The sequence below is a fragment of the Pseudomarimonas arenosa genome (assembly GCF_014841215.1).
GTDB lineage: Bacteria > Pseudomonadota > Gammaproteobacteria > Xanthomonadales > Xanthomonadaceae > Pseudomarimonas > Pseudomarimonas arenosa.
This window is the reverse complement of sequence record NZ_JACYTR010000070.1, coordinates 1-23,446: the sequence shown is the minus strand read 5'-3', so window position 1 is coordinate 23,446 and position 23,446 is coordinate 1. Positions and strand designations below refer to the sequence as shown.

19 protein-coding genes and 1 riboswitch are annotated in these 23,446 nt (G+C 64.5%); of the genes, 11 read left to right on the top strand and 8 right to left on the bottom strand.

The window, feature by feature from the left end:
- Window positions 1–213: 213 nt before the first annotated feature.
- Window positions 214–654 (bottom strand): hypothetical protein, encoded by a 441-nt coding sequence (locus tag IFO71_RS19285; RefSeq protein ID WP_192031316.1) that lies wholly within the window; start codon window positions 652–654, stop codon window positions 214–216.
- A 299-nt stretch (window positions 655–953) separates the two neighbouring features.
- Here IFO71_RS19285 and IFO71_RS19280 point away from each other — a divergent pair, with 299 nt between their 5' ends.
- On the top strand, window positions 954–1,388 hold the full coding sequence (locus IFO71_RS19280) for a hypothetical protein (protein ID WP_192031315.1): 435 nt from the start codon (window positions 954–956) through the stop codon (window positions 1,386–1,388).
- 66 nt (window positions 1,389–1,454) lie between these two features.
- On the opposite strand, the gene aceE is transcribed toward IFO71_RS19280, so the two are convergent.
- The 4 genes from aceE to IFO71_RS19260 all read right to left on the bottom strand — a co-directional run bounded on the left by aceE (window position 1,455) and on the right by IFO71_RS19260 (window position 6,908).
- On the bottom strand, window positions 1,455–4,172 hold the full coding sequence (aceE, locus tag IFO71_RS19275) for a pyruvate dehydrogenase (acetyl-transferring), homodimeric type (RefSeq protein WP_192031314.1): 2,718 nt from the start codon (window positions 4,170–4,172) through the stop codon (window positions 1,455–1,457).
- A gap of 164 nt (window positions 4,173–4,336) precedes the next feature.
- Window positions 4,337–4,987, bottom strand: coding sequence for a hypothetical protein (locus tag IFO71_RS19270; RefSeq protein ID WP_192031313.1), 651 nt, complete (start codon window positions 4,985–4,987; stop codon window positions 4,337–4,339).
- A 47-nt stretch (window positions 4,988–5,034) separates the two neighbouring features.
- A complete protein-coding gene (locus tag IFO71_RS19265; RefSeq protein WP_192031312.1) occupies window positions 5,035–5,817 on the bottom strand; it encodes an ATP-binding cassette domain-containing protein in 783 nt (260 codons plus the stop codon).
- Window positions 5,814–6,908, bottom strand: a complete 1,095-nt coding sequence (locus IFO71_RS19260) for a hypothetical protein (protein WP_192031311.1) — start codon at window positions 6,906–6,908, stop codon at window positions 5,814–5,816. The genes IFO71_RS19265 and IFO71_RS19260 overlap by 4 nt, the downstream gene beginning before the upstream one ends.
- Before the next feature lie 65 nt (window positions 6,909–6,973).
- Here IFO71_RS19260 and hemW point away from each other — a divergent pair, with 65 nt between their 5' ends.
- The 8 genes from hemW to pepQ all read left to right on the top strand — a co-directional run bounded on the left by hemW (window position 6,974) and on the right by pepQ (window position 17,906).
- On the top strand, window positions 6,974–8,131 hold the full coding sequence (gene hemW / locus IFO71_RS19255; RefSeq protein ID WP_192031317.1) for a radical SAM family heme chaperone HemW: 1,158 nt from the start codon (window positions 6,974–6,976) through the stop codon (window positions 8,129–8,131).
- Between the two features lie 67 nt (window positions 8,132–8,198).
- Window positions 8,199–9,860 carry a diguanylate cyclase gene (locus IFO71_RS19250; protein WP_192031310.1) on the top strand — a complete coding sequence of 554 codons (1,662 nt, stop codon included), beginning with the start codon at window positions 8,199–8,201 and terminating at the stop codon, window positions 9,858–9,860.
- Entirely contained in the window at window positions 9,847–10,026 is a 180-nt protein-coding gene (locus IFO71_RS19245) for a zinc ribbon domain-containing protein (RefSeq protein ID WP_192031309.1), read from the top strand. The genes IFO71_RS19250 and IFO71_RS19245 overlap by 14 nt, the downstream gene beginning before the upstream one ends.
- Window positions 10,027–10,222: 196 nt before the next feature.
- A riboswitch (cobalamin riboswitch) is annotated at window positions 10,223–10,405 on the top strand.
- 119 nt (window positions 10,406–10,524) lie between these two features.
- A complete protein-coding gene (locus IFO71_RS19240) occupies window positions 10,525–12,321 on the top strand; it encodes a TonB-dependent receptor domain-containing protein (protein WP_192031308.1) in 1,797 nt (598 codons plus the stop codon).
- Window positions 12,322–12,592: 271 nt separating this feature from the next.
- The gene (locus IFO71_RS19235; RefSeq protein ID WP_192031307.1) at window positions 12,593–15,088 is read left to right on the top strand and encodes a DUF1631 family protein; all 2,496 of its coding nucleotides are present in this window, start codon (window positions 12,593–12,595) and stop codon (window positions 15,086–15,088) included.
- Complete coding sequence (locus IFO71_RS19230; protein ID WP_192031306.1) at window positions 15,085–15,432, top strand: PilZ domain-containing protein; 348 nt, start codon at window positions 15,085–15,087, stop codon at window positions 15,430–15,432. The genes IFO71_RS19235 and IFO71_RS19230 overlap by 4 nt, the downstream gene beginning before the upstream one ends.
- A gap of 34 nt (window positions 15,433–15,466) precedes the next feature.
- On the top strand, window positions 15,467–16,531 hold the full coding sequence (locus tag IFO71_RS19225; RefSeq protein WP_192031305.1) for an FAD:protein FMN transferase: 1,065 nt from the start codon (window positions 15,467–15,469) through the stop codon (window positions 16,529–16,531).
- Window positions 16,532–16,580: 49 nt separating this feature from the next.
- Window positions 16,581–17,906 carry a Xaa-Pro dipeptidase gene (gene pepQ / locus IFO71_RS19220; RefSeq protein ID WP_192031304.1) on the top strand — a complete coding sequence of 442 codons (1,326 nt, stop codon included), beginning with the start codon at window positions 16,581–16,583 and terminating at the stop codon, window positions 17,904–17,906.
- A 178-nt stretch (window positions 17,907–18,084) separates the two neighbouring features.
- Here pepQ and dinB read toward each other — a convergent pair whose 3' ends face one another.
- On the bottom strand, window positions 18,085–19,149 hold the full coding sequence (dinB, locus tag IFO71_RS19215; RefSeq protein ID WP_192031303.1) for a DNA polymerase IV: 1,065 nt from the start codon (window positions 19,147–19,149) through the stop codon (window positions 18,085–18,087).
- Window positions 19,150–19,339: 190 nt separating this feature from the next.
- The gene (locus IFO71_RS19210) at window positions 19,340–20,086 is read right to left on the bottom strand and encodes a DUF2884 family protein (protein ID WP_192031302.1); all 747 of its coding nucleotides are present in this window, start codon (window positions 20,084–20,086) and stop codon (window positions 19,340–19,342) included.
- Window positions 20,087–20,397: 311 nt separating this feature from the next.
- Between IFO71_RS19210 and IFO71_RS19205 the strand changes: the two genes are divergently transcribed.
- Window positions 20,398–21,054 (top strand): protein-L-isoaspartate O-methyltransferase family protein, encoded by a 657-nt coding sequence (locus IFO71_RS19205; protein ID WP_192031301.1) that lies wholly within the window; start codon window positions 20,398–20,400, stop codon window positions 21,052–21,054.
- A 153-nt stretch (window positions 21,055–21,207) separates the two neighbouring features.
- Window positions 21,208–22,641: a TolC family outer membrane protein gene (locus IFO71_RS19200; RefSeq protein ID WP_192031300.1), complete on the top strand. Its 1,434-nt coding sequence runs from the start codon at window positions 21,208–21,210 to the stop codon at window positions 22,639–22,641.
- A 75-nt stretch (window positions 22,642–22,716) separates the two neighbouring features.
- Here IFO71_RS19200 and IFO71_RS19195 read toward each other — a convergent pair whose 3' ends face one another.
- The gene (locus tag IFO71_RS19195) at window positions 22,717–23,202 is read right to left on the bottom strand and encodes a YajQ family cyclic di-GMP-binding protein (protein ID WP_192031299.1); all 486 of its coding nucleotides are present in this window, start codon (window positions 23,200–23,202) and stop codon (window positions 22,717–22,719) included.
- Window positions 23,203–23,446: the final 244 nt, after the last annotated feature.

Below are 23,446 nucleotides of genomic sequence, written 5' to 3'. Positions count from 1 at the left end.
GTAGCCTGCGCCTTCGCTACGCTCGGTCGGCTGCTACGCAGCAACGGCTACTTCGTAGCCTGCGCCTTCGCTACGCTCGGTCGGCTGCTGTCGCAGCTACGCGGGACTGCGTCCCGATCTCGCTCAAGTGGGGCCACCACTTGGGCTCGTCGCGCCTTGCACTCGACGCAAAGTCCTCGGTGATCATCCGCGCCCCCTCATGAAATATCCGGGCTAGTCCCCACGCGGCGCCATCACCGGCGGCGCAGCCAGTGCCTCGCAGCGCAGACAGATCCCCTCCACGCCCATCCGCAAACGAAACCGCTGGTGGTGGGTGTCGCTGAGGAAGCTGCGCGGACCGCTGATCAAGGGCGAGGTGCTGCCGAAATCGCCATCAAGTCGGGCCGCAGCAAACTGGCCACAGAAGCGTCGGGCGGCGCTCATGGTGCGGCTGTAATCATCGTCGAACTGACCGCAGGTCTTGGCCGCGGCCTTGCCCTCGCTGTCGCAGACCGCGTCGGTCTGACTGCGGATGGCAGCTTCTTCGAGGCGAAAGCTGGCGACCTCGATCGGCCTGCCCTGAGCGCACCATTCGGCGCTGGGTAGTTCGCTATGGGCATATGCGGTCGTGCTCAGCAGGCAGGCACAGAGCAGACGGATAAGGCGAGTCAGCATGAGAGTTTCCCGGAGCAGATCTCGCGATCCTGCGCAGTAGGCGCCGGGCTGTCCAGCGCAATCGCGGTCAAAACCGGGAAAAACTCCACACCCTTGCAATCAAATCAGAGGCTTGCGGGATGTCGGCGGACGCTGGAGCGAGGCAGGGTGGAGGGCCCCGGGTGCGCTGGGCAAGGTCAGATCCCGCATCGACCCAGGCCGTTCCCAGTTCGTCCTGCCAATTGCCGCACCGTCTACCTACCGTGGCAGCACCCGCCGCAACCGCAGCGGATTTCTACTGCCATTCCTTGGAGACAGTCATGCGCAAGATTCTTCCCGCTCTCACCGCCGCCCTCAGTCTGGCCCTTGCCGGATCCGCATTGGCCGTGCCCCCGGCCGGTACTGGCGGCGGCTACTACGGCTCGGCCTGGTTCGACTCCGACCAGGGCATCGTGGTGCACGGCGCAACTTACAGCGAATGCGCACAGGCCCTGCAATACTCGATCAACTATCGGGTCAACCACTGGGGCTGGACGGTGACCGAGCTCAATCCCTGCTCCTATCGCCCGCCGTTTGCCCACGTCGGTGTGCTCGACGAGTTGAAGGTGGAGATCCGGGCCGACAGCCCGGAAGGCAGTCTGGACCAGGCCAATGCGGTGCTCGGCCAGATCGCGCGCCTGCGTCGCACCCACGCCATTGACGCCTACGAGGCTGATCTGGGCAAGCTGCTGACCGCCGGCAGCGGCCGACGCTGATCCAGGCACTAGGCCAAGCTGGGTTGACTCGCCCAGTTTGGCCTTGCATGGGCGCTGGAGCTGGGCCTACACCGTCAACGGATTGGCCTTCTCGACATCGATCTTGTACTCCTTGATCGCGCGGGCCACGTCCTTGGCATTCATTACGCCGTCTTCGGCCAGGGCCGCGATCGCGGCGTGGGCGATGTAGTAGCGATCGACCTCAAAGAAGCGACGCAGGTTGGCCCGGGTGTCGGAGCGACCGAAGCCGTCGGTGCCGAGCACGCTGTAGCGCATCGGTACGAAGGAGCGAATCTGGTCGGCGTACTGGCGCACGTAGTCGGTGGCGGCGATCGCCGGGCCGCTGCGGCCCTCCAGGCACTGGCTGACATAGGCCTGCTTCTTTTGCTTGGCCTCCGGATGCAGACGGTTCCAGCGTTCGGCGTCAAAACCATCGCGACGCAGTTCGTTGAACGAGGGGCAAGACCAGATGTCTGCCGCCACGCCGAAATCCTTGTCCAGCAGTTCCGCCGCAGCAATCACCTCGCGCAAAATGGTACCGGAGCCCATCAACTGAACGCACGGCTTCGCGCTCTTGCTCTTCGCCTTTGCTTTGCCCGAATCCCGAATCCCGAATCCCGAATCCCGCAACAGATACATCCCCTTGATGATGCCTTCCTCGGCCCCCTTGGGCATCTCCGGGTGGCTGTAGTTCTCGTTCATCAAGGTCAGGTAGTAGTACTCGTCGACCTGCTCGGTCAGCATGCGCTTCATGCCGTGCTGCAGGATCACCGCGACTTCATAGCCGAAGGTGGGGTCGTAGGACTTGCAGTTCGGGATGCTGCCGGCCAGCAGATGCGAATGACCGTCTTCGTGCTGCAGGCCTTCGCCATTCAGGGTGGTGCGGCCGGCGGTGGCGCCGAGCAGGAAGCCGCGGGCGCGCATGTCGGCGGCCTGCCAGGCCGAGTCGCCGATGCGCTGGAAGCCGAACATCGAGTAGAAGATGAAGAACGGCAGCATCGGCAGGTTGTTGGTGGAATAGCTGGTGGCCGCGGCCAACCAGCTGGAGAACGCGCCGGCCTCGGTGATGCCTTCCTGTAGCACCTGGCCGGCTGCGTCTTCGCGGTAGTACATCAGCTGGTCGGCATCGACCGGCTTGTACTTCTGCCCGAACGGGGCATAGATACCGATTTGCCGGAACAGGCCTTCCATGCCGAAGGTACGTGCCTCGTCGGCGACGATTGGCACCACTCGCGGGCCGATGGTCTTGTCGCGCAACACCATGTTAAGGGCCTGGACGAAGGCCATGGTGGTGCTGATCTCACGCTCGCCGGTGTCTTTCAGCAGGCGCTCGAAAACGCTGAGTTCCGGCACCGGCAAGCTCTCATCGGCCTTGGCGCGACGCTGTGGCAGTGAACCGCCGAGTTCAGCGCGACGCTGCTTCATGTACTTCACTTCCGGCGAGTCCGGGCCGGGGTGGTAGAACGGCACCTTCGGCAATTGTTCATCGCTGACCGGAATGTTGAAGCGATCGCGGAAATGGCGCACTGCGGCATCATCGAGTTTCTTGGTCTGGTGGGTCGGATTCAGCGATTCGCCGGCCGAGCCCATGCCGTAGCCTTTCACCGTCTTTGCCAGAATTACCGTCGGTTGGCCCTTCTTGGCCATCGCTGCGGCATAGGCGGCGTAGACCTTGTGCGGATCATGGCCGCCGCGGTTCAGGCGGTAGATGTCCTCATCCGACAGTGAAGCGACCAGTTCAGCGGTCTCCGGGTACTTGCCGAAGAAATGCTCACGGGTATAGGCGCCGCCGAAAGCCTTGCAGTTCTGGTATTCGCCGTCGACGGTTTCCATCATCAGCTTGCGCAGCATGCCGCTCTTGTCGCGCGCCAAAAGCGGATCCCAGTAGCTGCCCCAGACCACCTTGATCACATTCCAGCCGGCGCCACGGAACACGCCTTCCAGCTCCTGGATGATCTTGCCATTGCCGCGCACCGGGCCATCCAGGCGTTGCAAGTTGCAGTTGATGACGAAACAAAGATTGTCGAGCTGTTCGCGGCCGGCCAGCGAAATCGCGCCCAGGCTTTCCGGCTCGTCGCATTCGCCGTCGCCCATGAAGCACCAGACCTTGCGATCGGATTTCTTCAGCAGTTCGCGGTGTTCGAGGTACTTGAAGAAGCGTGCCTGATAGATCGCACTGATCGGCCCGAGACCCATCGATACCGTCGGCGCCTGCCAGAAATCCGGCATCAGCCACGGATGCGGATAGCTTGGAATGCCGCGGCCGTCGACTTCCATGCGGAAGTGATCGATCTGATCTTCGGTCAGCCGGCCTTCGAGAAAGGCGCGGGCATAGATGCCGGGTGAGCTATGACCCTGTGAGCAGATCAGGTCGCCGGGGTGATCTGCGCTGGGTGCGCGCCAGACATGATTGAAGCCGACGTCGTACAGGGTGGCCGAGCTGGCAAAGCTGGCGATGTGGCCGCCCAGCTCGCCCGGCTTGCGGTTGGCCCGCACCACCATGGCCATGGCATTCCAGCGGATCAGCGAGCGGATCTTCCACTCCAGGGTCTGATCGCCGCCCATCTTCTCTTCCAGATGCGGCGGAATCGTATTGATGTACTCCGTGGTGGGCTGGAACGGCAGCTGGGCACCGGCTCGCCGCGACACCTCCACCATTCGTTCCAGCAGCTGATGAGCGCGCTCGGCGCCATCGCGTTCGATCACGGCGGTGAGTGCGTCGATCCATTCCTGGGTTTCGACCGGATCCTTGTCGGCATCGAGAATGTCTTGCAGCGGCTTCATGGCGCCTCCCTGTGAGCCTTCCCGCGCCGATTCTGGGCCGACGTCGGGGTAGAAAAAGGCGTTCAGTCTAGCGCAGGGCGGGTGACAGACGCTGCCGTATCGGCTGGCGCCGACAAAGCGCCGGCTCAGTCAGGGTCTGAATACGATTGCAGCCGGGCGTTGACCTACAGGTGATCCTTCAGCGCCTTGCGCAGACGTTCGGTTGGTTCGCTGGAGATGGCGCGCGGTTTGGAGTCGGGCAGGTGGCGCAGATGCATGGCGCCGGCGTGCAGCAGGCCGCCATCTCGGTCGAGCAGCACAAAGTCCTCGCTGAACTGACTGTCTTCGAACAGATCCTGGCAGGTGTCTGCCACGACTGTACGCAGACCGCGCGATTCCGGGCGGGCGTTGGCCTGGGCCAGTTGCGCACTGGCCGCGCTGCTGAGCACCCAGACACCGCTCAGACCGTGCAGATTGTATTCGCTGACCTGGCGTTCGGCCTCACGTAGCAGGTTACAGCCGTAGTTGGGGCAGGCGCGCTCGGTGACGATGACCAACAAGGGGCCGCTGGGTGGCGCCGGCAACATCGAACGCGCCGCCTTGCCGCAGCGCTCGGCGCGGGTCAGCTGCAGGGCTGCCTGCTCGGTGCGCTTCTGTCGCAGGCGTTCATCGCGGCTCTGCTTGCGTTCACTGGCATCGGCCTTGCTCTGTTCGTCCCACTGCTCCACCTGGGCGCTGATCGCCGCATTGCGCAAGTGCATCGACAGGCAGGAGCTGACCACCACCGGGATCACCAGGATCCAGAACCAGACCCGCCAACGGGCAAGACCATCCACGGCAAATCCCCTGCAAAAACCGCCAGTATAGGTGGGCCGGCGAGTTCCTACAGCGGCCGCGCCTGCCGCAGTCGCTCGACCACGGCTTTTTCCAGACCGCCATGACCGGGCTGGCGGAAGCGGCGCAAGGCGGCGCTATCCCAGTCGGCCAGCAGGCGGCCATCCTGCAGCAGCAGGCAGCGGTCGAGAAAGCGTTCGGCCACTTCCAGGCCGTGGGTGGCCAGCAGCACCGCCGCGCCGCGATCGGCGCGGGCGCGCAGCTCGTCCTTCAGAGCCAGGGCTGACATCGGGTCAAGCCCGTTCAGAACCTCGTCCAGCACGAGCAAGGGCGGCTCGCCCAGCAAGGCCAGCACAATGGCCAGTTTTTGCCGGGTGCCCAGTGAATAGCCGTAGATCGGCTGGTCCAGCCAGGGGCAGAGTCCCAGGCGCCCGGCCAGCGACTCGCTTTCCTGCAGCGCTGCCGGGCCTTGCTCGGCTGACAGTCGCAGATCGGTCAATAGCTGCAGGGCCTGACGCCCGCTGAGCATGGTCGGCAGCTGCTCGGGCGGCAGGGCCAGGCCGAGGGTGGCCAAGGCTTGGATGCGCGACCGCTCGATACAGTGCCCGGCCAGTTCGATCTGACCGCTGATCTGCACGCCGGGCATCCCGCCGGCCGCACCGCCGATGGCGCGAATCAGGCTGCTCTTGCCGGCGCCGTTGGGGCCGATCAGTCCGGCAACCTGGCCGGCCGGCAATTCAAAGTCCAGGCTGTCGAGCACAGGTCGACCGCCGTAAGCCAGGCGCAGGGCGCTGATACGCAGCGCTACAGGTGGGGACTCGAGTCGATTCATCGGGCACTCAATGCTCGGCGCCCGAGCAGGCCGAGTTGCGTCAGCCACAGTACGGGTACCAGGGGAGGGAAGGTTTGCACGCAGGCGACCAGTAGCAGGGCCTGCACGGCAAACTGCCGGCCGATCCGCGCCGGTTGGTCGCGCCAGGCCAGGGTGCAGGCCAGATGCAGCAAGGCAAAGCCAAGCACTACCGGCAGTGCCAGCAGGGCCGCAGCCAGCTGCTGATTGATCCAGGCTGGCAGCAGGATGGCGAGTGCACCGCTGAGTAGCAGGCCGCCGGGCAGCAGGCACAGCTGTACCAGCCAACGCCGCGCCGGTAGCGGCTGACTTCGCAGCCAGATCTCGGCGCTGGGAATCAGCTGCAGGCTGATCCGCCAGCCCTGAAGCAAGGCCAGCAGCAGCATCAGATACGCCGCCACCAGGGCCAGGATGGCCGGGCCGCGCGGCATCAGCAGCCAGACCAGCCACAAGGGCGTCAGTCGTCCGGGCGCCAGCGTGCTGCCCAGCTGCTGCCATTGCCAACGCCACAGGCTGCCGCGGCCGCGCAAGGCGAAAGGTGTTGGTCGTGCCGCAGCGCGCCGGCGTCTGGGCGATAGTCGATCCAGCCGGGGTTCGATCCAGGCCGCCAGGGCGGCCGCCGGGAAGATCAGGACCAGCGCGGAAAGCAGGCCGGGTCCTTGGCTGAGTGTCGCCAGGGCCAGAATCAGCAGGGCTTGAGCGCTGCCCTGCCACAGCAAGCAGCGCCTGGCCTCATGGCGCAGGGTGTCGGCAGCGACGGGCTGCGGCCACAGCCAGTGGCGCCGTGTCGTGTTGTGCCAACGGCGCAGCGCCAGTCCATGCTGAACGGCGGCCAGCACGGCCAACAGGCTCAGCACGATCAGCGGGTAGCGCTGCCAGATCAGCTGCAGGCTTGGGCGCAAGGCGATCGCGCCCTGTAGCAGCAGAGGCAGAACCAGGGCCAACAGCGCGGTGAGGGCTGCGCCATGCAACAGGCTCTGCGCTGGCTGCTGACGGCAGCGCTGCCACCACTGCTGCCGCTGCAGGCGGCGCAACGCAGCATAGGGGTTGAATGAGGGGAGAGCGGCGGTCATGGTCTGTGCAGACCGGCGCGCGCTGGCTTGAGTTCCGCGCCGCCCTGCTCGCTTACAATGCCCTCATGCTGCAATTGCCGCCGTTGGCGCTCTACATCCATATTCCCTGGTGCGTGAAGAAATGTCCGTACTGCGACTTCAATTCGCATGGACAACAAGGCGCCCTGCCCGAAGCTGAGTACATCGCGGCCCTGCTGCGCGACCTGGAGCAGGATCTGCCGCTGGTCTGGGGCCGGCCGGTCAGCAGCATCTTCTTTGGCGGCGGCACGCCTTCACTGTTCTCTGCCCAGTCGATCGGCGCCATCATCGATGGGGTGGCGGCGCGCCTGCGCCTGCGGCCCGGTCTGGAAGTGACCTTGGAAACCAATCCCGGCACGGCCGAATACGATCGCTTCGAGGCCTACCGTCGGGCCGGAGTCAATCGGATCAGCTTTGGCGTGCAGAGCTTCGACGACGGATGTCTGGCCCGCCTGGGGCGCATCCATGACAGCACTCAGGCTGAGTGGGCGGTGAAGCAGGCCCAGGACGCCGGGTTCGACAACATCAATCTCGACCTGATGTATGCCCTGCCGCAGCAGGATCTGCCCATGGCGGAACGTGATGTTGAGCGGGCGCTGGCCTTGCAGCCGACGCATATCAGCCATTATCAGCTGACCCTGGAGCCTAACACCTTGTTCCACGCTCGCCCGCCAGCGGGCATCCCTGAGGATGATCTGGCCTGGGACATGCAGGAACACTGTCAGGCGCAGCTGGCGGCAGCAGGATTTGACCAGTACGAAGTGTCGGCCTATGCCCGAGAGGGTCGACAAAGTCAGCACAACCTCAACTACTGGCAGTTCGGCGATTACCTCGGCATCGGTGCCGGCGCCCATGGCAAGCTGACCTTGCCAGCCGAACAGGCCATCCGGCGACGTTGGAAACGCAAGCACCCGGCTGCCTACCTGGACACGGCCGGGCGACCGGAAAGCCTGGGCGGCGACGAGCTGATCGCGATCGAGCGACTGGGTTTTGAGTTCATGCTGAATGCGCTGCGACTGAACAACGGGTTCGAAATTGCCCAGTTCGAGGCGCGCACCGGTCTGCCTTGGTCGGCGCTGGCCGAGCCGATGGAACACGCAGTGAGCCGTGATTGGCTGCTGCTCGAACAGGGACGGGTGCGCTGCACCGAGCTTGGCGCGCGCTTTCTCAATGATGTTCTCGATCTGTTCCTGCCTTCCGAGTGAACCTTTGGCTTGCAATGCGCCGCGCGAGCGAGTTTGCTAGTGACAGTGCCACCGGTCGGATCCGCGCATGAGCGCTAGCCAAGCAGTCGACAATCCACAGCCCGAGGCACTGGCCGAGCGCTACCGGGCCCGATTGGATGATGCCGTCGCTGAGCTCAATGCCTGGGTCGACTCAGACCCATTGAGCACCGCTGCCGCTGCCGGTCGGCTGGAAACATTGCGCCAGCGCCTGCACGGCATCGCCGGCAGCGCTGCCAGCTTTGGCTATCTGGCGGTGGGCGAATTGGCTCAGGCGCTGGTTGCCCAACTGCGCCTGCTCGCCCTGCTGCCGCCACCGGCGCTGGCGGAGTGGCAGGAGGTTTGCAGTCTGGTCGCTCGCTTCGAGCGCCTGGTGCAGCAGGGTCAGGATTCGGAGGGTCTGACCGCAGCCGGCGCCAGTCTGCCGGCCAATCCGAGTCTGGCCCCGATCTATGTGGTCGAAGATGACCTCGAGCTGGGCGCGGTGATTCACGAGCGGCTTGCTGCGCACGGCTTCTCGGTGCGACTGTTGGCTGATATGCCCGCGCTGGAACAGGCTGTTGAGCAGGATCCGCCGGCGGCGATTCTGATCGATATCGAGCTTGGCGACGGTCGCCTGCATGGCGCTGAGTTTGCCGCCAACAGTCTGGTGCTGCAGTCGCAGCGCATCCCGCAGCTATTCATGTCGGCGCACGACGATTGGGAGGCGCGACTGTCTGCGCTGCGTGCCGGGGGCAGTGGCTACATCACCAAGCCGCTGGATTTTCATCTGCTGGCGGAAACCCTGGACGTACTGATCGGCCAGGATGATGACGAGCCCTACCGAGTATTGATCATCGACGATGATGTCGATCTGGCCGAGCTGTCGGCCACCATCCTGAGTCAGGCCGGCTTGCGCGTTGAGGTGCTGAACGACCCCAGCGAACTGCTGCAGGTGCTGCCCGATTTCAATCCTGAGGTGGTGCTGCTCGATCTGCTGATGCCGCAGGCCTCGGGCACCGAAGTGGCGGCCGTGATCCGCCAGCGCGCACCGCGAGATCCAATCGGCATCATCATCCTGTCCGGAACCGCTAATCTGAGCAGTCGAGTCGAATCCTTGCTGGCTGGCAGCGATGCCTATTTTCCCAAACCGATCGACCCTGACATGTTGATCGCTGCGGTGCGCGGTCGCGCCCGACGGGCGCGGGTGCAACGCATGGCGATGGCCCGCGACGGGCTCACCGGCCTGAACAACCATGCCACGGTGAAGATGCAGCTCGATGAGCTGATGGCCTTGTGCGAGCGCAATCAACGGCCGCTGTCGGTGGCGATGATCGATGTCGATCATTTCAAGCAGGTCAACGATCGCTACGGCCACCTGGTCGGTGATCGAGTGCTGGCCAATCTGGGGCGGCTGCTGCGCAATGGTCGACGCCGCATGGACGTGGTTGGGCGCTACGGCGGCGAGGAATTCATCGCGGTGCTGCCGGATACGCCGCTGGCTGCGGCACAGCAGGTGGTGGAGCGTCTGCGATTGAGTTTTCAGCGACAGCGCAACCGCGGTCGCGACGGCGAGTTCAGCGTCACCTTCAGCGCCGGCGTTGCGCTGGCGCGGGCCGATGAGTCGGTCGACCAGCTGATCGCGCGCGCCGATCAGGCGCTCTACGGGGCCAAGCGCGGCGGCCGCAACCGGGTTGAGTTGGCGCCGGACGCTGCCGATGCCCCTGCATAGCGAAGCAATGCATTGCCCCTGGTGCGGCGAGCCGATCGAGCTATGGATCGAGCCGCAAGCTGAGGCGGTCGAGTACAGCGAGGATTGCAGCGTGTGTTGTCGGCCGATCCGGGTGCAGGTGGCGGCCGACTACGCGGGCGGGTCGGTGTGCCTGGAGCGTGAGTAGGGCGCGCACGCTGCTGAACGCCTTGCATCAGCGGTCGGCGTGCACCAGGCGGCGGGTCGGCGTGCACCCGGCGGTGGGGCGGGGCGGCTTGCGGCGGGTCGGCGTGCATCAGACGGTGGGGCGGGGCGGCTTGCGGCGGGCCGGCGTGCATCAGACGGTGGGGTGGGGCGGCTTGCGGCGGGCCAGGGCCCGCCCTACACTGCGCGCCGCTTGAGGTGTACGGGAAGTCGGTGCAATTCCGACGCTGCCCCCGCAACGGTAAACAGGCTATGCGATTGGTAATGCCACTGGGCCTTCGGGTCTGGGAAGGCGCCAGACGCCGTCCATCCTTGATGGACAGCCTGCAAGCCCGGAGACCGGCCTTGGGTGCGCAGTCCGCCGTGGACTGCGCGGCTGCGCGTTGCGGTGGGCGACGGCGTGGAGTGCGCCGTCCGGTCTCGCTCCTCGTTCCTCGTTCAAGCACGCGCCATTGACGCGGGTGAGCGAAAGGAACTTCCTATGTTGTTGTTGATCAAGCGGCCGCTGGCCGTCATCGGGCTGCTCTTGGGCAGCGCCGCGGTACAGGCCGATGCCCTGCAGCCAACGGTGAACGTCACCGCCCATCGGGTGGCTACCGACATCGATGCCAGTCTCAGCACGGTGAGCGTGATCGACCGCCAGGCCATCGAATTGGGCGGCAGCATTGATCTGGTCGATCTGCTGCGTCGTCAGGCTGGCGTCGATATCGTCCGCACCGGTGGTGTCGGCGGTCAGACCAGCCTGTTCTTGCGTGGTGCCAAGTCAAACCAGGTGTTGGTGCTGATTGATGGGGTGCGTGCGTCTTCGGTCACCGCCGGACTGTTTGCCTTCGAGTCGTTGGCCTTGGAGCAGATCGAGCGGATCGAGGTGGTGCGTGGCCCGCGCGCGGCGCTGTACGGTAGTGATGCCATCGGCGGTGTGATCCAGATCTTCACCCGTCGTTCCAGCGGTGCATCGGGCTCGCTGGGTGTCGGCAGTTACGGCGCGGCCAGCGCTGACCTTGGTTACACCCACGCATTCGAGCGCGGTCGCATTGGATTGCGCCTGGGTTATCTCGATATCGACGGGTTCAGTTCGCAGAACGAAGACGGCTTTTCCTTCGATCCAGACGACGATGGTCAGGTGCAGCGCAGCATCAGCAGCTTCTTCGACTACGACTTCACTGCACTGGCTCTCGAGGGCGTGGCGAATCGCTCACACAGTCTGGTCGAGTTTGACCGCGGCCGTTCGGATATCGTCAACAGCAATGCCAGTGTCAGCCTGCGTGGCGGCGAGCAGCAGTCCTGGCTGCTGCGCGCCAGCAGCGCGCGCGACAAGCTGGAAACCGCCGATTTCTTTTCCCGCTTCGAAACTCGCCGCGAAGCGCTGGATTGGCAGCACAGCCTGAATCTCGCCGACGGCGGTCTGCTTTGGGGGCTGTCGGCGCTGAGCGAGGAGGGCGTTTCAATCGATACCTTCTCCGGCAGCGAGAACTACGGCGACGAACGTGAGCAGCTGGCCGGCTTCGCCTCCTGGCGCGCCGACATCGGGCCGTTGAACTACGAGCTAAGTGGTCGCCACGACGATTACGACCAGTACGGCGGTTCCAGCACCGCCCAGGTCGCGCTTGGCTGGACGCTGGATGAGGATGTTCGCCTGCTCGCCAACTGGGGGCAGGGATTCCGCGCGCCGACGCTGAATGAGCTGTTGTCGCCGGGCTTTGGTGGCCTGTTTGCCGGCAACCCTGAGCTCGATCCAGAGCGATCCCGTAGCACCGAGTTGGGTGTGGATGTGGCGCTCAGCGCCCAGGCGGCGCTGCGACTTCGGCTTTATCGCAGCGAGCTGACCGATCTCATCGACTTCTCCGGAGGCGATACCTTCCAGGCGATCAATGTCGCGCGTGCGCGCCTGCAGGGCGCCGAGCTTGAGGGCGCCTGGCACTGGGGTGCGTGGCAGTTCGATGGCAATCTTGGCTGGCAACAGGCCATTGATCGCGACAGCGAGGCAGATCTGCTGCGCCGTGCCCCGCGCAAGGTCAATGTCAGTGCGCAACGCAGCTTTGCTCGCGGTCTGGTTGGTCTTGATCTGCATGCCGTTGCAGCACGCCCCGAGTTCGGTGGTGAACTGCCTGGTTATGTGCTGTTCGGCGCGTTCGCACGCTGGCAGGTCAGCGCGCCGCTTGCTGTTGATCTGCGCCTGGAGAACCTGGGTGATGTCGACTACGAGCTAGCCCGCGGATACAACGCGCCCGGTCTAACGGCGATGTTGAATCTGCGCTGGGACAGCGCCGCGCGTTGATGTCTGGTCATGCGCACAGCGCGCCGAGCGGCGCGCTGTGCGTCGCGGCTGTGATATTTTTCACAGCTGGGTGGCGTATCGCCGCCGCTCGCCTCAGCAACAGCGACGACCGGTTGAGGCCCAAACCGCCGCTGCGGGTCAACTTTGACGCAGCGTTGACGCTCGTGCAGTGAGTGTGGCGTGAAAGTCACTGTGTGCTCAGCAATTTGGCTAGGCACTGCGCTCAAGCGCGCTTAGAATCAGCGTTCACGGCACCTAACGAGGCGTTCCCATGCAAGGCTCCGCGCCCGGCTCGAATGGCGCCCGCCAGACACCACAGAATGCTGTGGCCGCGTCCGCTTTGCCCAGTCGCGTTCGAACGATCCTGCAGGGCATCCTTCAGGTACTCGCCAACGAGTTGCGCCCGGGTGCCTTGCGTACGGTGGCGGAGGTCGAGTCGCACCTGTTCCGATTGGCCGAAGCGGCACGCAGCTCCGCCGTGCAGAGCCGCTTGTTCGAAGTTCAGAAAGAGATTCATCGCGGCACCGAACAGTTAGGTGTCGTGCTGTTGCGCCAGCTCGAGCATTCTCTGAGCCGCTTGCGTGAGCCCGATCAAGCCAAGGCCGAAGCCGCTCCGCGCGGCCTCGCTCAAGGTCTCAGTCTGGTCGGCGAAGGCGAAATGGATGAGAGCGTGCTGCTGCACGAAATCGGCGGTCGCGCCGATATGCGCTTCGCCATGCCCTTGTTCCTGCTTGGTCAGCGCTTTGGCGTATTGGCCGGCAAGCCCGGCTACGACACCGAGCACCTGCCGATCGGCCCGACCCAACTGTGCCGGCTGCTGTCGGAATCCTGCAAGGAGCTGAAGCTGTCAGACGAGGCGCGTCATCATTTGTTGCGCCAGTTCGACAAGCAGGTGCTGCAATTGCTGGGGCCGGCTTACGACAAGATCAACCAACAGTTGATTCAGCAGACCGTCCTGCCGCATCTGACCTATCTGCCATTCCGTGCCAAGCCACAGGCGCAGGGGCGAGGTGGGCCAGAGCAAGCGCCGCCGGAGATGGCCGAACCTGCCGATCAGGGCGCTCCTGCATCGGCCGAAGCACCGTCACCGATAGCCGCGCCGACAATGGCGCCAGCGGCAGCGATGCCGGGGCGACCCGCTGCGCCTTTGCAGGGCTTCTCACCGAGTGTGGCGCCGGTCGCGCGCTGGCCCGGCATGCCCAGTCAGCCGATGGCGCAGCCAGCCGGTGAGGCCAGTCAAGGCGCGCGGGCACCCGGTGCCTCACCGGCGGCCTGGGGCGATCCGGCGCCACAGGCGGCCGACGATGCGCAGGTGTTTGATGGTCTGCGGCAGCTACTGGCCGGGCGACGTTCCCTGGTCAGCAAGCTCAGCGGCCGCGGTGCCAGTGCGCCCACGGGACCGATCGCCAAAGCCGAAGACCTGCAAGCCGTGCTCGACCGCATGCAGCATCTGCCAGCCTCGGTGACCAGTCGTGACGGCAAGGCTGTGACCCGCACGATCAATCATCTGAAGCAGGACCTGATGATGCAGCTGCGCGCCGGTCAGCCCGACGGCAAGGCGGTGGCGCTCAGTCAGGAGGCCAATGATTCGGTCGAGCTGGTCGGCATGTTGCTCGATCACCTGATGCGCGAGGTGCGACCGCACACGCCGGCGGCCGGCTTGCTGACCAAGCTACAGGTGCCTCTGCTGCGGGTGGCGCTGGCCGACAAGCGCTTCTTTACCCAGCCCGAGCATCCCGGGCGGCAGCTGCTCAACACCGTGGCCGAGACGGCCGACTGGTTCAGCTCGGAAGACCCGCAGGACAAGGCCATGCTGGAGCGGCTGCGGGTGGTGGTGAACAAGGTGGTCTCCGAGTACAAGGGCGACAACGCCCTGCTGGAAAATCTGCTCGGTGACCTGCATCAACATCTGCAGGTGCAGGTCAAGCGCGCCGAGGTCGCCGAGCGGCGCCACGTGGAAGCGGCCAAGGGCAAGGAGCGCCTGGAACTGGCCCGGGTCAGTGCCGAAGAGAAAATCGGTCAGCTGATGCAGGATCGGCAGCTGCCGCGCTTTGCCAGCAATCTGTTGAATCAAAGCTGGACCGATGTGTTGGCGCTGAGCATGCTGCGCCACGGGCCTGAATCGGATGAGGTCAAGCATCAGGTCGAGGTCGCCAGTCATCTGGTCGATATCGTGGCGCGCAAGGCCGGTGCTGCCGATTTGCCGGTGCCACAGGTGGAACCGCATGTATTGCGGGAAGAGGTCGAGGCCGGACTGAAGCAGGTCGGCTACCACGAAAAGGAAGCCGCCGAAGTCGCCAGTCAGTTGGTCACCGCCCAGGATGTCGGGCCAGACGCTGCCTCGCGTACCGAACTGGCCAGCCGCCTCAAGCTGCGCAGCCGATTCGGCGAGGATGTGGCCTCAACGGCGCGTGCCGAAGTGCAGCAGCTGAGTGCGGCCGAGCGAGATCAGTTCGAGCATCTCAAGCGACTGCCGTTCGGTACCTGGTTCGAATTTGTGGAAGAAGACGGCAGCCGCAGTCGGCGCCGCATGTCATGGTTCAGCCCGATGACCGGACACGCGCTGTTCGTCAATCATCGTGGGCATCGGATCGGCGAATTCACCCTGGCCAGCGTGGCGCGTGATGTGGTGGCCGGCAAGGCGAAGGTGATCGTCGATAGCAATATTTCCTTGGTGGACCGCGCCTGGACTGCCATCAAGCGCGCATTGAAGAGCTTTTCCGGCCACGACGAACACGGTGCAGAGCTGCAAGGAGCGCAGGCATGACCGAGTACCGCCGATCGAAACGGCGTCAGGTGCCGCAGGTGGTGGAAGTGGTCGACACCATGACCGAGCAGGTGGTCGGGCGGATTGGCAACATCTCCGAAACCGGAATGCTGCTGGTGACCGGCCACCCTGGCTGTGACGATGGCCTGTATCAATTGCAGTTCCAACTGCCCGGGCCGCAGGGCGTCACCTGGACGGTGGCCGTCGGCGCGCATCAACTGTGGTGCGACCTGACCCGGCCGCCGTCGATCTATTGGACCGGCTTTCGCTTTATCGACCTCGGTCCTGAGGATGGCGATCGTTTGCGGCAATGGATTGCTCAGCCGGGCGGCAAGTTCGTCTGAGCTTGAAATCGTCGTTGCTGAAAGTTCCGCCGGCATGAGCGGCCAGTGTCTCGGGCTGATGTTCCTTTGCGCCTTACTGGCGGCCTGCGCGCCGGCGCTGGAAAGTCGTCACTACAGCTGGCAGCTCTGGCATACGCCAGTGGAACTTCGCGTTCGGTCCGCTACGGCCGAACAGGCAAGCGCTGCGATTGCCGACATACAGACTGACTGGGCGACGCTGGAACGCGACTGGCACGCCTGGAAACCCAGTGCGCTGACCCGTGCCAATCAGGCCTTCAGTCGTTCGCAGACCAGCGAGATTCCTGCGTCCTTGGTTGAACTGATCGAAGTCTCCTTGCCGCTGCACACCGCCAGCGATGGTCTGTTTGATCCGGCGGTCGGTGGTTTGGTCGAGTTGTGGGGCTTTCACACCGAAACCTTTCCGATTGCTGGCGATGCGCCCGAAGACGCTGTCCTGCACTCCTGGCTGGAGCTGCGTCCGCGATTGACCGATCTGTACCGCGATGGTGGCCGCTTTGGCAGCCATAACTCGGCGTTGCAGCTGGATTTCGCCGCGATCGCCGAGGGTGTGGCTTTGCAGCGCGCCGCCCGCCTGCTGCGCCAGCACGGCATCGAGCATGCGCTGTTCAACCTTGGCGGTGATGTACTGGCCTTGGGCAGCGCCGAAGGCCGCTCCTGGCGAGTGGCGATCGAGGACCCGCAGGCCGAGCACGTGCAAGCCTTGGCCGATACCGAACTGCGATCAGGCGAAGGCCTGTTCGTATCCGGCAACTATCGGCGCTACCGCAACAACCCGCAGGGTGGGCGCTGGGCCCACGTACTCGACCCGCGAACGGCGCGGCCAGTGCAGGGCATGGCGATGGCCGTGGTGATCAGCGATTCGCCTTCCCATGGCGATGCTGCATCGACCGCGTTGCTGATCGCCGGTCCTGCGGGCATGGCCGCCTTGCTCGCTAACATGCAGATTCGCTACGCCCTGTTGCTCAGCGAGGACGACCGGCTGTGGATCACTCGGGACATGGAACAGCGCCTGCGTTGGCAACGACAGCCACAGCAGCTGAACCGGGTGTCGCCGCCAACGAACAAGGGGGCGGGTTGATCGCTGCCGGCATGCGATCATGGAGCCATCGTCGATTACGGAGCTATCCATGAGTCCTTCGTCTGCCTCGCTGTCCGCTTTGTACCGCGATCACCTGGAGGTGTTGCAGCAGCGCGCGGCTGTCGCCCTGCAGCGCGGTGGCTACGATCACTTGTTGATCGCCGCCGGCAAGACCAAGTATCAATTCCTCGATGATCGGCCCTATCCGTTCGCCATCAATCCCCATTTCAAGGCCTGGGTGCCGCTGACCGAACACGCCGAGAGCTGGCTGGCCATCACCCCCGGCCAGCCGCCGCGGCTGATCTACTTTCAGCCCGATGACTACTGGCACCTGCCGCCAGCGGCGCCCAGTGGCTACTGGGTGGAACACCTCGACGTGCAGGTGATCAACCAACCAGAGCAGGCCAAGGCGCTGCTGCCCGACCCATCACGCGCGGCGATCCTCGGCGAGCCCGACGCGGCCTTGCCCAATGTCGTGCCGAACAACCCGGACAGCGTCATCAATTACCTGCATTTTCACCGCGCGTACAAGACCCCGTACGAGATCGCCTTGATGGCTCAGGCCAGTGCCCGTGCGGTGACTGCCCATCGCGCCGCCGAACAGGCCTTTCGCGCCGGCGCCAGCGAGCTCGATATCCATCGCGCCTATCTGGCTGCCTGTCAGCACAACGACCTCGACCTGCCCTACGGCAATATCGTGGCGTTGAACGAGCATGCAGCAGTGCTGCACTACCAGTATCAGCAGGCCGAAAAGCCGACCCAGTCGCGCTCCTTCCTGATCGATGCCGGCGCGCAAGTCAGTGGCTATGCGGCCGATATCACCCGTACCTATGGCAACGGGCATGCGCTGTTTGAGCAGCTGGTTGCCGGGGTGGATCGGGTGCAGCAGGATCTCGCCTCGCAGGTGCGCCACGGCAAGGATTATCGCCAGATCCACCTCGATACGCATCGTCAGCTAGCCGATGTTCTAGTGGACCTCGGGGTGCTGAAGGGCAGCGCTGAGGCGGCCGTGGCCGAGCGCGTGACCAGCACCTTCTTCCCACACGGCGTGGGCCATTTGATCGGCCTGCAGGTGCACGATGTCGCCGGCTTTCAGCGCGATGAAGACGGCGGCCGCATTGAACGTCCCGACGGCCATCCCTTCCTGCGCCTGACCCGTCCTCTGGCGTCGGGCATGGCCGTGACCATCGAGCCCGGCATCTACTTCATCCCGACCCTGCTGTCCAAGCTCAAGGCCAGCGCCGCCGCCTCGATGGTCGACTGGCAGGTAGTCGAGCACTTGCTGCCCTTTGGCGGGGTGCGAATCGAGGACGATGTGGTCTGTACCGAAAGCGAGCCACTCAATCTGACCCGGGAAGCGTTTGCTCGCCTGTGATTGGGGAGGGCGAGCTGACGATACCTAGCATGCGACTCAAACGTAGGGCGGGCCCTGGCCCGCCATAGCCACACGGCGCGCCGCTGTCCTTGTTATCCCGATAAGCGTTCCAACCTGCATCGCTGGTCGCTGGTCGCCGGTCGCCGGTCGGCACAAGACGACCACAAGCGGCACAACACTAGCCAAATAACTCGCCTTGCAGCAGTTCGGCGGCGCTGCCGTCGACGAAGTTGTGCAGGCCTACGCCGACCAGGCGATACAAGGTCGCGTCGGGCAGATCGACCCGCTGGCGCAGATCCAGTGCCAGGGTGCGCAGTTCATCGAGGCTGGCCGGCGGATGACTGGGGGTGATACTGCGGGTCAGCAGGCGGAAATCGGCGGTCTTCAGCTTCAGTACTACCGAGCGGCCGATGCGCGGTTCCTTGGCCTGCTGCTGCCACACGCGAACTGCCAGTCGCTCGATCGTTTCGCTCAGCGCCTGCAGTGGAACATCGCGTTCAAAAGTGTCCTCGGCCGAAATCGACTGGGTTGGACGTTCGCTCTGCACCGGGTGTTCATCGATGCCCCGCGCCAGTTCGTACAGGCGCAGGCCGAAGCGGCCGAATTGGGCACGCAGCGCCTCCAGCGGCTGTTCCCGCAGCTGGCCGACGGTGTCGATGCCCAGCGAGCTCATGCGCTGTGCGGTGACCTTGCCGACTCCGGGAATGCGTCCCACCGGCAGGCTTTGCAGAAATGCCTCGACCTGCTGCGGCTTGATCACGAACAGGCCGTTTGGTTTGCGCCAGTCCGAGGCAATCTTGGCCAGAAACTTGTTGGGCGCCACGCCGGCCGAGGCAGTCAGGCCGGTCTCTTGCAGAATCTCCTGGCGGATCTGCTCGGCAATGGCGGTGGCCGAGCCGAGATCACGCAGTGGCTCGGTGACATCCAGATACGCTTCGTCCAGCGACAAGGGCTCGACGGCGCTGGCATAGCGGGCGAAGATCTGCCGCACTTGCTGCGAGGCTGCGCGATAGCGGCCGAAGTCCGGAGGCACGAAAACCGCCTGCGGACAGAGCTTCTCTGCGCGCAGGGCCGGCATCGCCGAGCGCACGCCAAATTTGCGCGCTTCGTAGGAAGCCGCGCAGACCACCGAGCGCGGACCACGCCAAGCCACCACTACGGGCCGCCCGCGCAACGCCTCCTGATCACGCTGTTCCACCGAGGCATAGAACGCGTCGAGGTCGCAATGGATGATCTTGCGCATGGCGGCAGAACGGTGGCGTCGGCGCAAGCATAGCGGCTTGGCCGAAGCGCCGCTTGTCCTGCGCTGCCGCGGCAGTGAGCTGGCGTTTGAAGCGCCTGATTCGGCCGCCCTCTACCCAGCATCGGCGTGCTCGGTCTGCTGCAACTCTTGCTCTGACGATCGCCGGTTCAGCGGGCCTCAGGCCCGCCGTTCAGTGCTTCAGGCTGACCAGATCGAGTGCTGAGCCGTCGGCCAGACGGACCTCAAGCGCTTCGTCCAGGGCTTCGATCTTGAGCAACTCCGGGCACAGGGCCTCGGCCTGCTTCTCCAGCGCCTTGCCGCGAGCTTCCATTTCGCGTTCGATATCGCGTTCGAAATTCTTCATTCGTTGCTCAAAGCGCTCAGCCGCCGCGGCATCGCCACTCAGCGCTGCGCTCACGGCCAGGGCGGCCACCTCGCCAGCGATGGCCGGCACGAACTCGCTGACCATCGCTTCAACTTCCTGCTCGATGTACTTGTCGTCGAACTCGCCTTGCTCGAAGCGATCTTCAATGCGTGCACTGAGCTTGATGCGCATGTCGTCGATGCGCTTGACCAGGGCTTCGCCATCGCTGCCGCCCAGCGCCGAGCCGACCCGCGCAATGGCCGTGCCGGCCAGTGCGACGGCATCGATGGCCAGATCCTTGGCCTGATCGGCCACCACCCTCGCATGCCGTTCGATATCACGCAGGCGCTGTTGATCGCCGCGGCTGAGATCCATTTCCGCGCCGTTGACCCACAGTCGGCCGTTGCTGATCTTGAGGCGTCGATCGGCCTGCTGCTCGCCGCTGAGCTCCAGCGCATCGGGGCGAAGTTTCAGGTCGTAGTTGCTCTCGACACTGCAGGACGATGCATGCGCGGCGGCCGAGCCGGACAGTACCAGCAGAAGGGCGGCGCTGAGTGAGGACAGTCGATGCATGGCGGTTCCTTGCCTGGTTTGGAGGTGACGTGGCGCAGTGTGGGCTGGCGCGCTGGGCCGGACATGTGCCTGTGGAGGGGGTGACGATCGGCCTGCACGGCGCTCCGAAACTGAATATTCTCCGAAAGTGAATGACTTCCGGCACTCGGGGTGGACCGCCCTGCGGCCTGATCCTGCCCGCTCGACACCGGGTTGGCCGACGATGGTCTGGGCAATTGGGCGGGCGCGGGCGCTGCAACGCGCGCTGTCCGGCGCTTCCAGGCTAAAATTCGCGCTTTGCGCGCGCGGCCGTCCCGGCTCAGGAGAGGTAAATGAACATCGATTTCGAGCAAGCCAGACATGCGATGGTGGAACAGCAGGTCCGCCCCTGGGAGGTGGTCGACCCGCTGGTGCTCGATGCCTTGAGCACGATTCGCCGCGAAGACTTTGTCGCTCCGCGCCAGCGCAAGTTGGCCTTCACCGATGTGGCCCTGCCGCTGGAGCATGGCGAGTTCATGTTCAAACCGGTGATGGAGGGCCGCCTGCTGCAATCCCTGCAGCTGCAGCCGGAAGATGAAGTGCTGGAAGTCGGCACCGGTACTGGATTTCTCACCGCCTGCATGGCGCGCATCGTGCGTGCGGTCCTGAGCATCGACCAGCACGGCGATTTCGTCGATCGTGCGCGCGGTCGTCTGGAGGGCCTGGGCATGACCAATGCACGCGTTGAGCAGGCCGATGCGCTGGGTTTTGAACCGGCGCGGCAGTTCGATGCGGTGTTGATCGGTGGCGCCGTGCATCAGGTGCCAGAGCAGTTCCGCAAATGGGTACGCGTGGGCGGCCGAATGATTCTGGTGCGCGGTGAGTCGCCGGCCATGGAGACCTTGCTGTTGACCCGGCTGGATGAGAAGAACTGGCGAGAAGAGAGCTTGTTTGAAACCGATCTGCCGTATTTGAAAGGCGCGGAACCGAAGCCCCGCTTCGTGCTGTAACGAGCGCTCGTCCTGTGCGTCAGTGATGTCTGCCGTGCGGCGCCGCTCAAGGTTGGGATGGTTTGCGCAAGATAGTGGAACCACATGCTGAGTGGGCGTCGGGCCCGACCTGATGCGCACTCAACACACTGATTGTCAATGAAGGAAAACAAGATGAAGCCGAATCACCGCTGTTCGCCCCGCAAGCTGATCCTGGGATTGGCCCTGGCCAGCGCATTCAGTGCCCACGCCGGAGCGACCGATCTGATGGACGCATTCGAGCTGGCGCGCACCAGCGATCCGCAGCTGGCGGCGGCCGAGGCGCTCAGCCTGGCCGCGCGCGAGGGCGTGGTGATTTCACGCTCTGCCTTGTTGCCGCAAATCAACGGCAGTGCCAGCCTCACCGATACCGATGGCAGTTCGAGCTCGCGTTCGCTGGAACGTCTGGATGATGGCAGCTTCGTGCCGCGGCTGACCTCCGGCTCCTCCGACAGTCGCGCGCGCAACTATTCGATCAATCTCAGCCAGAGCATTTACGACCACGCCGACTACACCCGCCTGCGCGCCAGCCGGGCTCGCGCAGATCGTTCGATGGCCGATTACGACGCCGCCCAGCAGGGCCTGATGCTGCGCGTCACGGAGTCCTACTTCAATGTGCTGACCGCGATCGATTCGCTGGCCTTCGCCCGCGCCGAACAGCGTGCGGTCAAGCGCCAGCTGGATCAGGCCGAACAGCGCTTCGAGGTCGGGCTGACCGCGATTACCGATGTGCACGAGGCGCGCGCCCGCTACGATGGTTCGCGCGCCGCGGCCATCGCCGCCACCAATTCGCTCGACGATCAGCGCGAGGTGCTGGCTGAGATCACCGGTCGCTACATGGAAAATCTGCGCGGCCTGGGCGACACCTTCAAGCCGCAGCTGCCGCAGCCGGCGGACGCCGGCAAGTGGGTCGATGTGGCCCTGCAGGCCAGCCCGTCCTTGCGTAGCAGCGAACTCGCACTGCTGGCTGCCGGTCATGATGTCGCCACCGCGCGCTCAGGGCATCTGCCGACCTTGAGTCTCAGTGCCGGTCGCAGCAACAGCGACAACTGGGGTGACGCCAGCAATTTCGGCTTCAGCATTCCGACCAGCGGTGCCAGCCAGGGCAACACTATCGGTCTGACCCTGAGCGTGCCGATCTTCAGCGGCTTCGCCACCCAGGCCGGTGTGCGGCAGGCGATCTACAACCGCGATGCGCAGCAGGATCAGTACGAGCAGGATCGTCGTGCCGTGACCCGTTCGGTGCGCAATGCCTATCGCGCACTGGAAGCCGGGATCAGCGAAATCGCTGCCCGCGAGCAGGCCCTGGTGTCGGCACGCAGTGCGCTGGAAGCCACTGAAGCCGGCTTCGAAGTCGGCACTCGCACCATCGTCGACGTGCTGCTCAGTCAGCAGCAGCTGTTCCAGGCCCAGCGCGATTACTCGCAGGCCCGGCACAACTTCCTGGTCAACGGCCTGCGCCTGAAGACTTCGGCCGGTGATATCAAGGTCGACGATCTGCAGCGCCTCAACGCCCTGCTCAGCACCGACGCCGAGGCCGCCCTGGTGGAGGAATCAAGCGAGGGCTGATTTCGGTCAGTGATAACCAAAGTGAAACGGCGTGCTATGCACGCCGTTTCTGTTTCTGCAGATTGTTTGCTGCTATCAATCGCGAAAATTCTCGAACTGCAGGGGTATCTCCAGCGTCTTGCTGGCGCGCAGCAGGCCGATGCAGCCCTGCAGGTCATCGCGCTTCTTGCCGCTGACGCGGATCTTCTCGCCGTTGATCTGGGCTTCCACCTTGAGTTTCGCTGCCTTGATCTCGGCAATGATCTTCTTGGCGCTGGCCTGTTCGATGCCCTGCTTGACGGTGATCTTCTGCCGCGCGCCGGCGATATTGGTTTCGACTTCACCTTCATCGAGGCAGCGCACATCGATGCCGCGAGCAATCAGTCGGGCGTGCAGGATCTCGGCCATCTGCTTGAGCTGGAAGTCGCTCGGCGCGGTTTGGCTGATCACCGAGTCATCGAGCTCGAACTTGGCCTCGACATTGCGAAAATCAAAGCGCTTGCCGAGTTCGCGATTGGCTTGATCGACAGCATTGGTCAACTCGTGCTTGTCGACTTCGGAAACGATATCGAACGAGGGCATCGCCGGCTCCTGCAGGAAAGGCCGGCAGTATAGCCGCGATGGCCAGACCTCTCGGACTGACCAGGGCGTCCAACAGGCTGCTGAGTCTCAGCAGCCTGCGAACCCCTGGCCTGCGCGTCTTTCTAGCCCGGATATTTCATGAGGGGGCGCGGATGATCACCGAGGACTTTGCGTCGAGTGCAAGGCGCGACGAGCCCAAGTGGTGGGCCCACTTGGGCGAGATCGGGACGCAGTCCCGCGTAGC

Coding starts and splice junctions, on each gene's coding strand:
- IFO71_RS19245 (WP_192031309.1), top strand. CDS start 9,847: ATGCCCCTGCATAGCGAAGCAATGCATTGCCCCTGGTGCGGCGAGCCG.
- IFO71_RS19235 (WP_192031307.1), top strand. CDS start 12,593: ATGCAAGGCTCCGCGCCCGGCTCGAATGGCGCCCGCCAGACACCACAG.
- pepQ (WP_192031304.1), top strand. CDS start 16,581: ATGAGTCCTTCGTCTGCCTCGCTGTCCGCTTTGTACCGCGATCACCTG.
- IFO71_RS19200 (WP_192031300.1), top strand. CDS start 21,208: ATGAAGCCGAATCACCGCTGTTCGCCCCGCAAGCTGATCCTGGGATTG.
- dinB (WP_192031303.1), bottom strand. CDS start 19,149: ATGCGCAAGATCATCCATTGCGACCTCGACGCGTTCTATGCCTCGGTG.
- IFO71_RS19260 (WP_192031311.1), bottom strand. CDS start 6,908: ATGACCGCCGCTCTCCCCTCATTCAACCCCTATGCTGCGTTGCGCCGC.
- IFO71_RS19195 (WP_192031299.1), bottom strand. CDS start 23,202: ATGCCCTCGTTCGATATCGTTTCCGAAGTCGACAAGCACGAGTTGACC.
- IFO71_RS19230 (WP_192031306.1), top strand. CDS start 15,085: ATGACCGAGTACCGCCGATCGAAACGGCGTCAGGTGCCGCAGGTGGTG.
- IFO71_RS19280 (WP_192031315.1), top strand. CDS start 954: ATGCGCAAGATTCTTCCCGCTCTCACCGCCGCCCTCAGTCTGGCCCTT.
- IFO71_RS19210 (WP_192031302.1), bottom strand. CDS start 20,086: ATGCATCGACTGTCCTCACTCAGCGCCGCCCTTCTGCTGGTACTGTCC.
- IFO71_RS19205 (WP_192031301.1), top strand. CDS start 20,398: ATGAACATCGATTTCGAGCAAGCCAGACATGCGATGGTGGAACAGCAG.
- IFO71_RS19240 (WP_192031308.1), top strand. CDS start 10,525: ATGTTGTTGTTGATCAAGCGGCCGCTGGCCGTCATCGGGCTGCTCTTG.
- IFO71_RS19225 (WP_192031305.1), top strand. CDS start 15,467: ATGAGCGGCCAGTGTCTCGGGCTGATGTTCCTTTGCGCCTTACTGGCG.
- IFO71_RS19285 (WP_192031316.1), bottom strand. CDS start 654: ATGCTGACTCGCCTTATCCGTCTGCTCTGTGCCTGCCTGCTGAGCACG.
- hemW (WP_192031317.1), top strand. CDS start 6,974: ATGCTGCAATTGCCGCCGTTGGCGCTCTACATCCATATTCCCTGGTGC.
- IFO71_RS19265 (WP_192031312.1), bottom strand. CDS start 5,817: ATGAATCGACTCGAGTCCCCACCTGTAGCGCTGCGTATCAGCGCCCTG.
- aceE (WP_192031314.1), bottom strand. CDS start 4,172: ATGAAGCCGCTGCAAGACATTCTCGATGCCGACAAGGATCCGGTCGAA.
- IFO71_RS19250 (WP_192031310.1), top strand. CDS start 8,199: ATGAGCGCTAGCCAAGCAGTCGACAATCCACAGCCCGAGGCACTGGCC.